Source organism: Micromonospora noduli, assembly GCF_003264365.1.
GTDB lineage: Bacteria > Actinomycetota > Actinomycetes > Mycobacteriales > Micromonosporaceae > Micromonospora > Micromonospora noduli.
This window is the reverse complement of the sequence record NZ_PYAK01000090.1, coordinates 1-14,373: the sequence shown is the minus strand read 5'-3', so window position 1 is coordinate 14,373 and position 14,373 is coordinate 1. Positions and strand designations below refer to the sequence as shown.

The 14,373-nt window shown below is 72.0% G+C and carries 10 protein-coding genes; 4 read left to right on the top strand and 6 right to left on the bottom strand.

Translation table 11 applies throughout. From position 1 onward, the window contains the following. The coding region (locus GUI43_RS31645) for a DUF1028 domain-containing protein (RefSeq protein WP_146765978.1) at positions 1–498 on the top strand (498 nt) is incomplete at its 5' end. Between the two features lie 32 nt (positions 499–530). On the opposite strand, the gene GUI43_RS31640 is transcribed toward GUI43_RS31645, so the two are convergent. Together GUI43_RS31640 and GUI43_RS31635 are read right to left on the bottom strand one after the other, a co-directional pair. Further along, positions 531–1,229 (bottom strand): maleylpyruvate isomerase N-terminal domain-containing protein, encoded by a 699-nt coding sequence (locus GUI43_RS31640; protein WP_112700469.1) that lies wholly within the window; start codon positions 1,227–1,229, stop codon positions 531–533. Positions 1,230–1,252: 23 nt separating this feature from the next. Continuing rightward, a complete protein-coding gene (locus tag GUI43_RS31635) occupies positions 1,253–2,140 on the bottom strand; it encodes a phosphatase PAP2 family protein (protein ID WP_181518530.1) in 888 nt (295 codons plus the stop codon). Between the two features lie 221 nt (positions 2,141–2,361). On the opposite strand from GUI43_RS31635, the gene GUI43_RS31630 reads away from it, so the two are divergent. Continuing rightward, on the top strand, positions 2,362–2,979 hold the full coding sequence (locus tag GUI43_RS31630; protein ID WP_112583312.1) for a DUF3159 domain-containing protein: 618 nt from the start codon (positions 2,362–2,364) through the stop codon (positions 2,977–2,979). 337 nt (positions 2,980–3,316) lie between these two features. Here GUI43_RS31630 and GUI43_RS31625 read toward each other — a convergent pair whose 3' ends face one another. Further along, positions 3,317–6,223, bottom strand: coding sequence for a glycoside hydrolase family 48 protein (locus GUI43_RS31625; protein ID WP_112700467.1), 2,907 nt, complete (start codon positions 6,221–6,223; stop codon positions 3,317–3,319). Between the two features lie 847 nt (positions 6,224–7,070). Between GUI43_RS31625 and GUI43_RS31620 the strand changes: the two genes are divergently transcribed. Further along, positions 7,071–8,414, top strand: a complete 1,344-nt coding sequence (locus tag GUI43_RS31620) for a GH1 family beta-glucosidase (RefSeq protein ID WP_112583034.1) — start codon at positions 7,071–7,073, stop codon at positions 8,412–8,414. Between the two features lie 79 nt (positions 8,415–8,493). On the opposite strand, the gene GUI43_RS31615 is transcribed toward GUI43_RS31620, so the two are convergent. The 3 genes from GUI43_RS31615 to GUI43_RS31605 form a co-directional block, all read right to left on the bottom strand. Beyond that, a complete protein-coding gene (locus GUI43_RS31615; protein WP_088988684.1) occupies positions 8,494–8,916 on the bottom strand; it encodes a roadblock/LC7 domain-containing protein in 423 nt (140 codons plus the stop codon). After that, positions 8,913–11,450 carry a sensor histidine kinase gene (locus GUI43_RS31610; RefSeq protein ID WP_181518531.1) on the bottom strand — a complete coding sequence of 846 codons (2,538 nt, stop codon included), beginning with the start codon at positions 11,448–11,450 and terminating at the stop codon, positions 8,913–8,915. Before GUI43_RS31610 ends, GUI43_RS31615 begins: the two co-directional genes overlap by 4 nt. Before the next feature lie 99 nt (positions 11,451–11,549). After that, positions 11,550–12,962, bottom strand: coding sequence for an FGGY family carbohydrate kinase (locus GUI43_RS31605; RefSeq protein ID WP_112583032.1), 1,413 nt, complete (start codon positions 12,960–12,962; stop codon positions 11,550–11,552). A 204-nt stretch (positions 12,963–13,166) separates the two neighbouring features. Here GUI43_RS31605 and GUI43_RS31600 point away from each other — a divergent pair. Continuing rightward, positions 13,167–14,373, top strand: a 1,207-nt coding sequence (locus tag GUI43_RS31600; protein ID WP_211326794.1) for a chorismate-binding protein, incomplete at its 3' end; no start/stop codon positions are given.

Sequence of the window (14,373 nt, the reverse complement as noted above, 5' to 3'; positions counted from 1 at the left end):
GAGGTCGTCGACGCCCTCGGCGAAGCCTGGCTGGCGGGAACGGCGCTGCCCTTCGCCGAGCGGCTGGTCGCCGCGCTGCGGGCCGGCGACGAGGCCGGCGGCGACCGGCGTGGCCGGCAGAGCGCCGGCCTGCTCGTGGTCGAGCGCGGCGGCGGGTACGGCGGCACCAGCGACGTGGTGGTGGACCTGCGCGTGGACGACCACCCGAACCCGGTCGCCGAGCTGGGTCGCCTGCTCACTGTGCACACCATGCTGTTCGGCCGACCCGACCCGGCCACCCTGCTCGACCTGAGCGGCGCGGTCGCCGACGAGGTGGCGGCGTTGCTCGGCGCGCTGGGCCATCCGGTGCACGAGGACGGCACGGAAGCGGCGTTGATCTCCTGGGCCGGGTTGGAGAACCTGGAGGAGCGGCTGGTGCCGGGGCGGATCGACCCGGTGGTGCTGACGCACCTGCGCGGTGTCGCCCCGCACGTCCCCGCACCCCGCTCCGCGAGCTGACCCGCCCAGGCCGGTGCCGGCCGCGACCAGGGTCAGCGGCCGAAGGCGAGCCAACGGAAGTTGGCGGCGTCGATCGCGGCCTGTTCCGGGGCGGTCAGCGCCGCTCGGCCGGTGGTCTTGCGGATCAGGGTCAGCTCGTCCCAGCGCAGCCCGGCCGGGGTCGGTTTCCCGCCGGTGAGCAGGTCGGCGATCACCGCAGACGCCTGCGGGGTGAGCCATGGCCGCCGGCCCAGCGCGGCGGCCAGGTCCAGACCGTGCACACCCACCTCGACGACCCGGGTCCGCAGGAACTCGGTGAGGAGCATTGCGTCGCCGTGCCGGGTGCGTACCACCCGATCGGTCGGCGCGGCGGCGACCGCCACGTCGGTGGTCCGCCAGGCCCGGTCCAACTCGGTCGCCAGCGCTGCTCGGTCCACCTGTAGCGCGTCCTGCCGGCAACCGGCGATCCGGTCGGCGTCCACCTGCGCGGTGAACTTCGCCCTGCCGAAGTAGCCCGCGGCGTCCACCTCGGGGCGTGGCGGGGCCGGCGCAGCGAGCATGTCGGCCAGCCGGCCCACTCCGGTGCGGATGTGGGCGATCAGCTCCCGGACGGTCCACGGCGGGCAGTCGGTGGGTCGGTCGAGGTCGGCGTCGACCAACTCGGCCAGGATCTCGGTGAGCTGCGCGCACTCGGCGGAGAACGCCACGCGGACGGGTTCCCTGCGGCTGCGGGCATCCAGGTTCCCGATCATCCGCGGATCCTCCTGATGCCCGCTCAGCCCTTGACCCTGGGCACCAGCCGGTGCACGACGGTGAGCGCCAACGCCATCACCACCGCCATCGTGCCGGCGATCCCGGCGGCGCTGCCGGCGTACCCGACGAACAGGGGGCGGCGGGCCAACTCCTCCGGCCCGGTGCCGCGCAGGTCCAGCAGCCAGGACAGGGAGAGCCCGCAGGCCACCAGGGCGAGCACACCGCCGATCCCGAGCACCAGCGCAGCGACCCGGTGCGCGTCACCGGGGGCGATCTCGGCCTGCTCCCGCTGGGTGACCAGCAGCAGCAACCCGGCCAACGCCGCCCACACACCCACCACCAGGTACGCGGCGACCGCGTCGCTGGGCCGGTGCCAGCCGGCGGAGAGGGTGGCGACTCCGGCGACGGCGGCGTAGCCGGCACCGATGAAGGCGCCGACGGCCCGCACCTTGCGCGGCAACACGAGCATCAGCGCGACCGCCACCGAGGCGGCCACCGTGGCGTGCCCGCTCGGGAGGCTGTTGCCCACCGCCGCGCGTTCCGGGTCGACACCGTAGTCGGGCCGGCTCAGCCCGTACTTGAGCAACTGGGTCGTGACGTTCGCTCCGGCAATGAGCAGAGTCGCGGTGATCGCCAGGGCGATCCGCCCCCGGATCAGCGCGATGAACCCGATCATCGCGGTGGCGGCCAGCAGCGAGACCACCGACATCGCGTTGAGGATCCGGTCGACCGGACCGTCGATGGTGTCCTGCCCGATCCGGTTGCCGGTGAGGGCTACCGTGTCCACCCACTGACCGATCTCAAGGTGCACGGCGACCCGCCACACGGCGAGGAAGGCGGCCGCCTGGACGAGGGCCAGTACGACCAACCAGACCGCGGTCCAACCCCGTGCCGTCGCGCGCATCCGCACACCGTAGCGGCAGGTGTCGGCGGTCCGGCCGGTGGCCTGCCGCCAACCGCCGGTTAGGTTGTGCCGGAGGCGAGGAGGCGGTGGTGAGCGGAACACCGGAGCGCGACAACGGCCCGGCCGAACCCGGCCCGGAGCAGCGTGAAGGCGACAACCCGGGGTCGCGAGGGCCGGCTCGGGCCGGCTCGGACACCGGTCCGGGTGGGCCGGCGCGCGCCGAGTCGCTGACGGATCTGCTGGGCGGGCGACGCGGTGCCATCGACGCCACCCTGCCGCCGCTGGCGTTCGCGGCGGGCTGGCTGCTGGGCGGCGAGTCGCTGTGGGGCGGGGTCGGCGCGGCGCTGGTCGTGGGCGCGGTGGTGGCCGGCGTACGGCTGCGTCGAGGTGACCGGCCGCGCTCGGTGCTGATCGGGCTGCTGGCCGTCTGCGTCGCGGCGTTGATCGCGGTGCGCACCGGCCGGGCCGAGAACTTCTTTCTGATCCAGGTGCTGTCGAACGCCGCGAGCGCTCTGGCGTGGACGGTCAGCATCGTGGTGCGGTGGCCACTGCTCGGTGTGCTGGTCGGCGCGGTGCTGGGCCAGCGCGCCCGGTGGCGGCGCGACCCGGCGCTGCTGCGCGGGTACGGCCGGGCGAGTTGGGTGTGGACGGCGACCTACCTGCTGCGGCTCGCCGTGTTCGTGCCGCTCTACCTGGGTGGGCAGGTGCTCGCGCTGGTGGTGGCCCGGGTGGCGCTGACCTGGCCGCTGGTCGCCGCGGCGCTGGCGCTGAGCTGGGTGGTGCTGCGGCGTTCGCTGCCGGCCGGGCATCCGGGGCTGCGTCACCCGGTCGCGCCGCCTCGCTGAAACCAGTCCCGCAGGGCCAGACCGGGGCAGAGAAGCGGCCGGACGCGGGGCAAAAAAGTGGAGAGGCCGCCACGGGGGGAGCGGCCTCTCCGGTGACGTACGTTACTCCGTCACAGTCCTCGGTGTGATCCCGCGACGGCCCGAATTTCTGGGCTTTTTCGCGCGTAGCTCCAGTCCGGGCGGTGGGGTGGGCCAGCCGATCCGCTGCGTCGGCCAGATGGCTGGCCCACCCCGGCCTGACCGTGGGTGTCAGGCCGTCCGCCAGCCCCGGTCCGCGTTCCCCGGACCCGGGCCGGATCCCGGGGTGGGCGGTCCACGCCACCCACCCCGGGTCGTCTCAGCCGTTCGGGAACATGCTGCCGTAGTCGGCGTACGCCATGGCGACGTCAGCCTGCGCCCAGAACCGGTGGTAGTTGAAGCTCGGCTCCGCACCACCGTCCAGGTACGCCTGCACCTTGGGCCAGTCCGGGTCGTTCTTGTAGAAGGACCGGATGTCGAGGAAGCTCTTGCCGGCGGCGATGGCGTCGCCGTTCGGCATCTTCCCGGTCCAACCCGACGGGACGTAGAGGCCCTGCCCGGTGGACGCGTTGTAGACGTCGTCGAAGCGCCGGTAGTCGCCACGCTTCTCGGTGGTGGAGACACCCTTGGCGTCGCTGGCGGCCGACAGGGCGTCGAGCAGCCCCTTGGCGGTGTTCTTCGCCGCCACGTTGCCCGACTTGGCCGCGTAGGCGATCAGGATCCGGGCGTAGGCGGCGGTGACACCGACGTCCTGACCCTTGCTGATGACCTCGACGTGCAGGCCGGTGTTGGGCTGCGGGTTGGACGGGTTCCAGGTGGTCGGTTGACCGGTCCACGCCATGTCCGACGGGATCGACCAGTTGGTGCCGAGGGTGGTGTTGGCGATCGCCCAGGGCACCCACTTGTCCAGCAGCGCCTTGGCCTTCGCGTTGCCGGTCTGCTGGTACAGCTCGGCGATGCGCTGCATCGACCAGGCCTGCATGCCGAACCACTGGTTCGACGGCGGGTCGTTGTAGACCGGGTCGACGTCGTAGAACATGCCGTAGAAGGTGCTGGTGCCGGCCGGCGGCTGGGCGTAGCTACCGTCCCAGCTGTTGGTGGCGCCACCGGCGATGCCGCCCTCGGCGGACTGCAACCAGGTGTAGAACTCCAGCTGCCGCTCGAAGCTCTTGGTCCAGTCGGCGACCGCTGTCGACGACTGCGGCTTGAGCTCCGGGGTGTTGGTCAGCGCCCAGGCCGCGAACGGGTTCTGGTAGCCGAAGTGGTTGTGGCTGGAGCCGATCCGCCAGGACCAGTTCTGGCTGGCGTCGTACGCGCCGCCCCAGGCGTAGTACCAGGACAGCAGGTAGTGCGCCGAGTCCTTGCCGCTGCCGGCGGGGCAGGTGCTGGCCCCGACGCAGTTGCCGATCTTCTTGAAGTACTTGTCGAACATCGCGTACCGCAGGTAGTCGCCCATCTTCGCGGCCTTGGCGATGGTGGCCGCGACGTCGGCCTGCTTGTTCTGCGCCTTGGACCAGGTCAGCGCCCAGTACGCGGCCTGCACGGCGCGGGCGTCGGCGTCCGGGGCGTTGGTGTACTTCCACTGCTTGGCGGGGGCGCCGGTGTCCTTGACGAACAGGTCGAGGTAGCCGTACTGACCGCCGTGCTTGAAGGTGTCGCAGGAGGGCTGCGGAACGGTCTCCCACACCGACTCCTGGGTGCCCCGCTGGAAGGTGTTGATGTAGGCCGGCTTGGTGGTGCCGTCACCGCAGCGGCCGAAGCCGTAGGTGTTGTCGACGTCCATCAGCCAGTGCATGCCGTAGATGTCGCCGGTGCCGTAGGTGGACTGCAGCTCCGAGCGCAGCGGGTCCTGACCGACCGGGACGTTCGGGTTCAGCGCCGACGGGTACTGGCTGGGCAGGTTGTACTCCGCGGCGTACTGCGGGGTGCCCGCGGAGCCGGCGGTCGGCTGGTCGGCGTGCGTGGGGATGATGTACTTCTCCATCACCGTCCAGGCGTTGTTGAACGGGGCCCAGTTCTGGGTGACCTTGCCGTAGTAGGCCTCCAGCCAGAGCCAGAAGCTGAACGCCTCGGAGGTCGTTTCGTGGCCGTGGTCGGGCGCCTCGACGATCAGCGTCTCCACCGAGTGGTACGGCACACCCTCGGGGCTGAAGTAGCCCGAGTTCTTGATCTTGCCGTACTGCTCCAGGAACTTCGCGGTGTAGGCGTTGTCGCCGCCGGGGGTGTCGTTGTCGATCTCGGTGGCGCTGACCGCCAACGAAGCGAGACCGGTGGCGGAGGCGGTGATGGTGGCGGCGCCGCCGACGGTGTCGGTGTCCTCCGCCGCGGCGACCGTGACGGTGACCCCGGTGTTCCAGTTGCTCGGGGTCAGCGTGGCGGTGGCCGGCGAGACCGTGACGTCGGTGTCACCGGTGCGGGTGAGGGTGACCGGCACGTTGGCCGTCGGGGCGGCGCTGAGCTTCAGGTTGAAGGTGGCGCTGCCACCCTCGGTGACGCTCACCGCGGACGGGGTGGCGACCAGTGTCGGGCCGTTGGCGGCTCCGACGGTGAACGCCTTCTCGTCGACCCCGATGCCGTTGGCGTTGTCGTACGCCTTGGCCTGGACGGTGTAGCTGCCGGCCGGCAGGTCCTCCTGGGTGTACGCGTACGGGGCGGAGGTGTCGGTGTTGATCAGCAGGCCGTTGCGGTAGAACTCGACCTTGCTGATCGTCCCGTCCGGGTCGCTGGCGGTGGCCGTCAGCGGCACGTCGGCCGGCGCGGTGAACGGCCCGGCCGGCACGCCGAGGGAGACCGTCGGCGGCTGGTTGGCCGGGGTGCCGTTGCAGGGAGTGCCGTTGAGCGTGAACGAGGTGGGCTTCGGGTTGCTGCCCGAGTGGGCGCCGTTGAAGCCGATGGTGGTGGAGGCGCCGGTGGCAAGGTTGCCGTTGTACGACTCGTTTGTCGCGGTGACCTCGCTGCCGGTCTGGCTGAACTTGGCCGACCAGCCCTGGGTGACCCGCTGACCGCTGGTCGGGAAGGTCCACTTGAGCGTCCAGTTGCTCACCGGGTCACCCAGGTTCTTGATGGTGACGTTCGCGGTGAAGCCGGTGTTCCAGTCGTTGGTCGCGTAGACCACGTCGCAGGCTGGTGCGGCCTGTGCGGCGCCGGCAGGCAGGGTCACCCCGCCGATGGCGAGCAGCGCGGCGGCGGCGATCGCCACGCGCCGGCGTATTGCCAGTTGTCTCATGTGCGCGGTGTCTCCTCGGACCAGGCCGGGATGGTCCCCGGCGAGGCGCCTGCCCGCGAGGGTGGTGGTGGTCCGCGGGGATGTCGAGGCGCCGGGAAGGTGGTCTTCCCCGGGCCCGGCCGGGGTAGGGCGTGCGGCCCGCACGGGAGGGGGTCCCGCCGGCTGCGCTCGGGTGACCGTGACCGGAGCTGGTGCTGCCGGTTGCCCTCGGTGGACCCGCACTACGCGATGTGGCTCCTGTCGCGTCGAATCGACAGTGTGCCATGGAAGCGCTCCCACAACAAGCGAACGGGGCGCTGGATCAGCTCCTTGTTTCGATCTCGTTTTGGGTCTTTCACAAAGGCGTGACGGGCGTTACAGTCGCAACATCGGTCGATGGGAGCGCTTCCATCGACAAGGTTCCAACAAGAAGATCACTGGGGTCGTCCCTGACGAGCCCAGGGAACCAGACCGAGGGCCGACGACGGGCCAGCCCGGACGCCGTCGTCAGCCATCGTCCCGCCACAGGGAGGGAGGTGGAACCAGAGCCACTCGCGTGGCCCGGCTCCCGCGCGACACGCACGGCAGGACCCAAATTCCGCCCGTGTGTGTGCAGTTACGGTGGGGACGGGGGTTGCCCTCCCCCGTCCCCACACTAAACCCCCGTACACGATAGGAAAAGAGGCCGACGGGACAGGCGCGCCGCGCCGCCCGGACGGCCTCGTTCGCTGCCCGGGGCCACACACCCGCCTCCCACCCGCCAGCGCCGGCCGTCCTGACGGCCGGCTGACCGGCCGGCAGCGTCTGCCCTATCATGGGAGCGCTCCCGAATCTTTCGGCGGTGGCCCCGTATCCATGAGGAGAATCCATGTCGATACCTATCGGGCCCGCCGGCCCGCTGCGCTTCCCGGAGAACTTCGGCTGGGGCGCGGCCACCTCCGCCTACCAGATCGAGGGCGCCGCCAAGGAGGACGGGCGCGGCGAGTCGGTCTGGGACACCTTCAGCCGCGTCCCAGGGCGCACCCGCAACGGCGACACCGGCGACGTGGCCATCGACCACTATCACCGCTACGCCGAGGACCTCGACCTCATGCGCGACCTCGGGTTGCGCAGCTACCGCTTCTCCATCTCCTGGCCCCGGATCCAGCCCGACGGCACCGGCACGCCCAATCAACGCGGCCTCGACTTCTACCGCCGCCTCCTCGACGGCCTGCACGAGCGCGGAATCACCCCGATGGCCACGCTGTTCCACTGGGACCTCCCGCAGGCGCTCCAGGACGCCGGCGGCTGGGAGTCACGCGACACCGCCCACCGCTTCGCCGACTACGCCGACGTGGTCTTCCGCGCCCTCGGCGACCGGGTGCCCGCCTGGCTCACCATCAACGAACCCAAGACCGTCGTGCAGAACGGCTACCTCACCGGCCACCACGCCCCCGGGCGACAGGACCCGGACGCCGCCTACCTGGTCGCCCACCATCTGCAACTCGCCCACGGGTTCGCCGTCGCCGCGCTGCGGGCCACCGGCAGCGACAGCCGCATCGGCCCTGCGCTCAACCTGCACCCCTGCTACCCCGCCGACGACTCCCCGCAGGCTGCCGCGGCCGCCCACCTCTACGACGCCTACGAGAACCGCCTCTACCTCGACTCCCTGCTCAGGGGCAGCTACCCGGAGGACCTGCTGGCCGACCTGGGCCCGCAGAGCCGGATGGTCCAGGGCATCCGCGACGGCGACCTGAAGATCATCTCCGCGCCGGTCGACCTGCTGGCCGTGCAGTACTACACCCCGATCTACGTCACCGGCGACGGCGGCACCGCGCACCGCTGGGCGACCTCCGAGGCCGAATGGCAGCAGATCTACCCCGAGGGGATGTACGACCTGCTGACCCGGATCACCCGCGAATACGGGCCGATCCCGCTCACCATCACCGAGAACGGGCTGCCCACACCGGACACTCTGGGCGCGGACGACACCGTCCAGGACGCCGGCCGGATCAGCTTCCTGCGCGACCACCTCACCGCCGCGCACCGGGCGATCGCCGACGGAGTGCCGCTGGAGAGCTTCCACGTCTGGTCACTGCTGGACAACTTCGAGTGGGACCAGGGCTACGACCAGCGCTGGGGCCTGGTCTACGTCGACTACGCCACCCAGCGTCGGGTGCTCAAGAACTCCGCCACCTGGTACCGCTCCGTCATCGCCGACGGCGGCTTCTGACCGCGCCGCCACCCGGACGGCCGGGCCCGGACGGCTCGGCTCGGGTGAGCCGTGACCGTCCGGGCCTCGGCCGGCTCACTCAGCGGGGCAGCGCCTGCTGCAACTCCGCCCGCAGGGCCGGGGTGAGCATCTCCCCCGCCTGCTTGGCCAGCCGGGCCATCTCGTAGCCCACGACGCCGATGTCCGCGTCACCGGCGGCCAACGTGGCCAGAATCGAACCGTCGCGGATCTGCATCACCAGGAAGTAGCCACGGCCCATCTCAACCACCGTCTGCTTGACGACATCGCCGTCGAACATCGAGGCCGCGCCCGCGGTGATACTCATCAGCCCGGAGGTCACCGCGGCGAGCTTGTCCGCGTTGTCACGCGGCAGGTGATCGGAGATCGCCACCAGCAGCCCGTCAGAGGAGACCACCACCGCGTGCGCCACACCCGGCACCCGCTCCGCGAACGCGCTCACCAGCCAGCTCAGGTCACGCGCCTCCTGGCTCAACGTCGTCACTGTCGTCGTCCCCTTTCGTCGTGCCCCCCGGACGGTGGCACGGGTATCTCGGTGGTGTCCTCAGCCTCGGCGCGCCGTACTCCGCTGTAGAGCCGCGAGAGCATGCCGCCGACCGCCTCCGGGTCCGGGTCGGTGCGGGTCGGTGCCGTCATCGGTTGTGCCGAACGGGTGACCGCGCTCAACTGCGCCATGGGCACCCGCACCGGCAATCCCCGCTCATTGGTGCCGGCGGTCACCGGGATCGTCGGTGGCGCCGCCGCAGCGGGCACCACCGGCGCGGTCGGGCCCTGCCGCGAATACCAGCCCCCGCCGGCACCGCGATCAGCGGCGGGGGTCAACACGTCCTCGGCGCGTACCGGCACCGGGCGGCCCTGACGCGGCACGCCGACGCCCGGCGGGCGGCCGGCCACCGGCAGGTCCCGCACCGCGCCGTTCGGCATCGGGGCAGCGGCCTGCCGGGCTGCCCCGGGCTGCGGAACCAACCCCCGCGCCGCGCTTGACGCCAGCATCCGGGCCGACGGGGGCGCATCCAACTCCACAGTGCCCGCCGGAGCCAGCAGCACCGCGGGCAGGGCGAGCCGGGCGACCAGCCCGTCCTCACCGCCCTCCAACCGCACGCGGACGCCCAGCCGGGCCGCGAGGTGACTGACCACGAAGAGCCCCATCCGCTCCACCGCCGCGACGTCCGCGGCCGGAGGGCTGGCCAGCACCTCGTTCGCCTGCACCAACGCGGTCGGGCTCATACCCAGACCCCGGTCGACGATCTCGATCAGCGCACCCCCCGCCTCGACCCGGGCGGTCACCACCACGACGGTGTCCGGACGGGAGAAGGCAGTGGCGTTCTCCAGCAGCTCGGCCAGCAGGTGCACCAACTCGCCGACGGCGTGCCCCACCACGTGCACATCGGCAACCGACTCGATCCGGACCCGCTGGTACTGCTCGATCTCCGCGGCGGCGGCCAACAGCACCGCACCGAGCCCGACCGGCCGGTTCCACCGGCGGGTCGAGTCGGTGCCGGCGAGCACCAGCAGGCTCTCGTCGTTACGGCGCATCCGGGCGGCCAGGTGATCGAGCTTGAACAGGTTCTCCAGCTGGTCCGGGTCGCTCTCCTCGCGTTCGAGGTCGTCCAGCAGCTCCAGCTGACGCTCCACCAGCACCTGGCTACGGCGGGCCAGGTTGACGAACATCGCGTTGACGTTGCGCCGCATCAGCGCCTGCTCGACGGCGACCGTGACCGCGCTGCGGTGCACCGCCACGAACGCCTCAGCCAGCTCGCCGATCTCGTCGAGTGAGCGGACCACAGCCGGCGCGACATCGATGCGCGGCACCCCACCGGTGACGGTCTTCAGTCGGTCCAGGGCGTCCGGCAACTCGACCTGGGCGATCCGCAGCGCCTGGCTGCGCAGCATCCGCATTGACCGGGCGACCGACCGCCCGATGAGCAACGAGATCAGCAGGGCGGCCAGCAGGACCGTGACCACCCCGCCGACGACCAGCAGGGTCGTCCGCAGCTGATCGTCGCTGGCCTCCTCGGCCTGCCGTACGGCGTCGTCGAGCACACCCGCCTCAAGCTGACGCAGCAGCTCCTGGCGTTGCTGGCTGGCCGACCACCACTGCTCCGACGGCAGCACCTGCGGCGACGCGCCGCCGGAGGACAGGCTGCGCTCCTCCAACCCCGTGGCGACCAGGAAATTCGGCGACACCGAGGTCTCGTCGTAGCGGCGGATCTGCTCACTGGTCGCGGCCACCCGGAACGCGCCGAGCGCGGTGAGTTGCTGACCGCGCAGGTCGGCGAGGATCACCCGGTCCTCGGTGCCGTACGCACCGACGCGGGCGGCGGCGTAGAGCTGGGCCCGCACCCGGGAGGAGAGCTCCTTGACCCGGGCCAACTGGACGTAGCGCAGCACCGCGTCGTTCAACGCCGGCTGGTTCTGCCCCGGCGTCGGTTCGGCGAGCAGGTCGAGCAACGCCCCGATGGCCCGGTGGTAGTTGCTCAGGATGGTCTCGCTGCTGAGCACCGCCGGCGGAATCGCCGCACGGATGTCGACCACCTGGTCGTACGCCTCCAGCGCCTCGGAGAAGGCCACCCGCCAGGACGCGTCCGCGTCCGCCAACGGCTCGGCGGCGCGGCTGAGGTCCACGATGGCCTTGTCGGTGGCCGCCTGCAACGGCTTCAGGTCGTTCGCGGCGGCCTGCCGGTCACCGCCCTTACGCAGCTCACCCAGCTCCCCCGCCGAGCGGTCCCGCTCCTGCTGGAGCTGGTGCACCGCCGCGGTGATCTGCCGGCCGATGCCGACCTGACTGGAGAAGTCGTTCAACGCCGTCGTCCGCCCCACCAGGGTGCTGGTCTGCACCCCGGCGAGCAGGAGGAACGCCATCGACGGCACCAGCAGCACTGTGGCGAGCTTCGTGCTCATCCGCCAGTCGCGCAGCCGGAACGGCGATCGCCGTCGATGCGGAACGACTCGGACATCGAAGCGGCGTCGGCGATGGTTCGACACCGCGCCGTTCGCCGGGTCGGGACCTGCCGCCACCCTGCCTCCTCCGTCCTACCGCGTCCACCGCGGTCGGGGGAGCGCAGTCCATCCAACCAGGCTCGGTACCGCTGTCAACGGCCCGGGCGAGGCCGAGGTTCAGGAAGGATACTGCGGGTGGGAACGTCCTGCCGTGGTCGGTAAAACCAGCTCGTCCGTCCGGCCGATGTCGGCGAGCTGGATCGCGTCACCGAAGCGCCCCAGAGCCACCAACGCGGCACCGGTCGCGCCGATCTCCGGGTTGCGTTGATGCGACACCGGTCGCGGTGCGAGCGCGGTCGCGAAGGCCTGCCGCCACCACACCGAGGCGGCCACCGCACCGCCGCCCAGCACCACACCGACCGGTTTGTCGATGGTGGACTCCAGCACCCCGAGATCCTCGGCGACCAGCTCACACAACCCCTGCATCAGCCCGGCCAGGATGTCGACCGAGGTGGTGCTGAAGCTCAGACCGCGCAGCTCACCGCTGCCCGCCGGCGCCAGCCCGGGCGCCCGGTCGCCACCGAAGCGGGGATCCGCCGGCCGGCCACCGCCCGTCGGCACCAGCGCCAGCGCCGCGTCCAGCTCGGCACCCCGGGGCAACCGCAGCTCCCGGTCCGCCCAGGCGAAGAGGTTGCCGCCGTTGGCGTACGCGGCCCCGGTCACCACGTGGTCGTGGTCGACCCGGTAACGCCACAGCCGTTCGGGCAGGCGCGGCATCGGCTCGCCCGCCGGGATCCGCTGCATCAGCCGTACGGCCGCGGAGGTGCCCACTGTGACGGCGGCCCGGCTCGGGTCGACGCAGCCGGAGCCGACGTTCGACGCCCCACCGTCGCCCACCGGCGGCGTCCACCGGGCCTGCGCCAACTGCGGCCACCGACGGGCCAGGTCGACCCGGAGCCGGCCGTGCCAGTCCAGCTCGCCCAGCGGCGGCAGCTCCTCCGGTCGCGCCTCGGCCAGCGTCAGCGCCTCCTCGTCCCAGCGCAGGGTGCGCAGGTCCAGCAGACCGGTCCCGGAGGCCTGGGAGATCGACATGGGCGCCGTGTCGAGCAGTTCGCCCAGCACGTACTCGGGCAGACCGACGAACCGGGCGATCGGGGTGCCGGACTGCTCGCGCACCCAGGGCAACCGCATCGACCAGTACGAACGGTGCCACCAGCAGCCGGTGCGCTGGTGGAAGCCGTCCGGGTCGGCCGGGCCGGCGGTGCGCCCGACCGGGGCGGGCCGGGTGTCCAGCCAGGTGACCACCGGGCCCATGGGGGCGCCGTCGCGGTCCAGTGGGAGCACCGAGTGCCACTGGGCGGAGACCGCCACCAGGCCGACGTTGTGCAGGTGCCCCGAGTCGGCCAGCTCGTCCAGGCACTCGACCAGGCTCGCCAGATAGTCCGGACCGGACAGCGTGCCGGTGCCGTCGTCGCCGATGGCGAGGTCGACCTTGCGGCGGGCCAGAGCGCCGGGCAGCGGCTGGGTGTCCGCGTCCAGCACCAGCCCGCGTACCGAGGAGGTGCCCAGGTCGAGCGCGAGAATGTTCATCGCCGGTCAAGTTACCCCGTGCCAGCCGGGCGACGGGCGCGTAGGGTGGATCACATGCTCGCGCAGTTGACCAGTTGGTGGCCCGCCGACCCGGCGGCCATCTCCCGCGCGTAGCTCCATCCACGCGGCCGCCATCGAGGCGGTCGCCGGATCTCCCGGCTCCGGGGCCGCCCGACGGCGGCACCCAGCCCCACGGAGACCCCGATGACCCACCTGACCGACCTGCTCGCCGCCGTCGCGCACGGCGTCGACCCCGGCCCCTTCGCGCTGCTGCGCCGCGAGGGCGCGGACGAACTGGACCTGTTCACCGGCCCGGTCGACACCGTCGAAGAGCTCACCGACCTCCCGTTGCCGACGGGCCCGCCCGGGGCGCGGACGCTGGCCCTGGTGCCGTACCGGCAGATCACCGAGCGCGGCTTCGCCTGCGTCGACGACGCCGCCCCGCTGGAGTTCCTCCAGGTCCGCGAGCACCAGCGGATCACGCTCACCGACGCCCTCGCCGCGCTGCCCGACGAACCGGTGCACACCACCGACGCCGGCTTCGACGTCAGCGACGAGGAGTACGCGCGGACCGTGCAGCGGGTGCTGTCCGAGGAGATCGGCCGCGGCGAGGGGGCGAACTTCGTCATCCACCGCGCCCTGCACGCCACAGTGCAGGGCCCACCGCTGAAGGCCGCGCTGGCCGCACTGCGCCGGCTGCTGGTCGCCGAGCGCGGCGCGTACTGGACGTTCGTGGTGCACACCGGCACCCGGACGCTGGTCGGCGCCAGCCCGGAGCGCCACGTCAGCGTCGACGACGGACTGGTGATGATGAACCCGATCAGCGGCACCTTCCGCTGCCCCGGTGGGGTCGCGGACCGGGCTGCCCTGCTGCGCTTCCTCGCCGATGAGAAGGAGACCGAAGAGCTGTACATGGTGCTCGACGAGGAGCTGAAGATGATGGCCACCGTCGCCGAGCACGGTGGGCAGGTGATCGGCCCGTACCTGAAGGAGATGTCGCACCTGGCGCACACCGAGTACCTGCTCGCCGGGCGGGGCACCCGCGACGTGCGGGAGGTGCTGCGCGAGACGATGTTCGCCCCCACCGTCACCGGCAGCCCGATCGAGAACGCCTGCCGGGTGATCGCCCGACACGAACGCCGGGGCCGGGGCTACTACGGGGGCGTGCTGGCACTACTCGGCCACGACGAGGCCGGCCGGCAGACGCTCGACGCCCCGATCCTGATCCGGACCGCCGAGATCTCCCCCACCGGCCGACTGCGGGTGCCGGTCGGTGCGACCCTGGTCCGGCACTCGACGGCGGCCGGCGAGGTGGCCGAGACGCACGCCAAGGCCGCCGGGGTGCTGGCCGCGCTCGGCCTCGGGCCGGCGGCGTCCGTCGGCGACCGCGGGCCGGTCGCGCGCCTGGCCG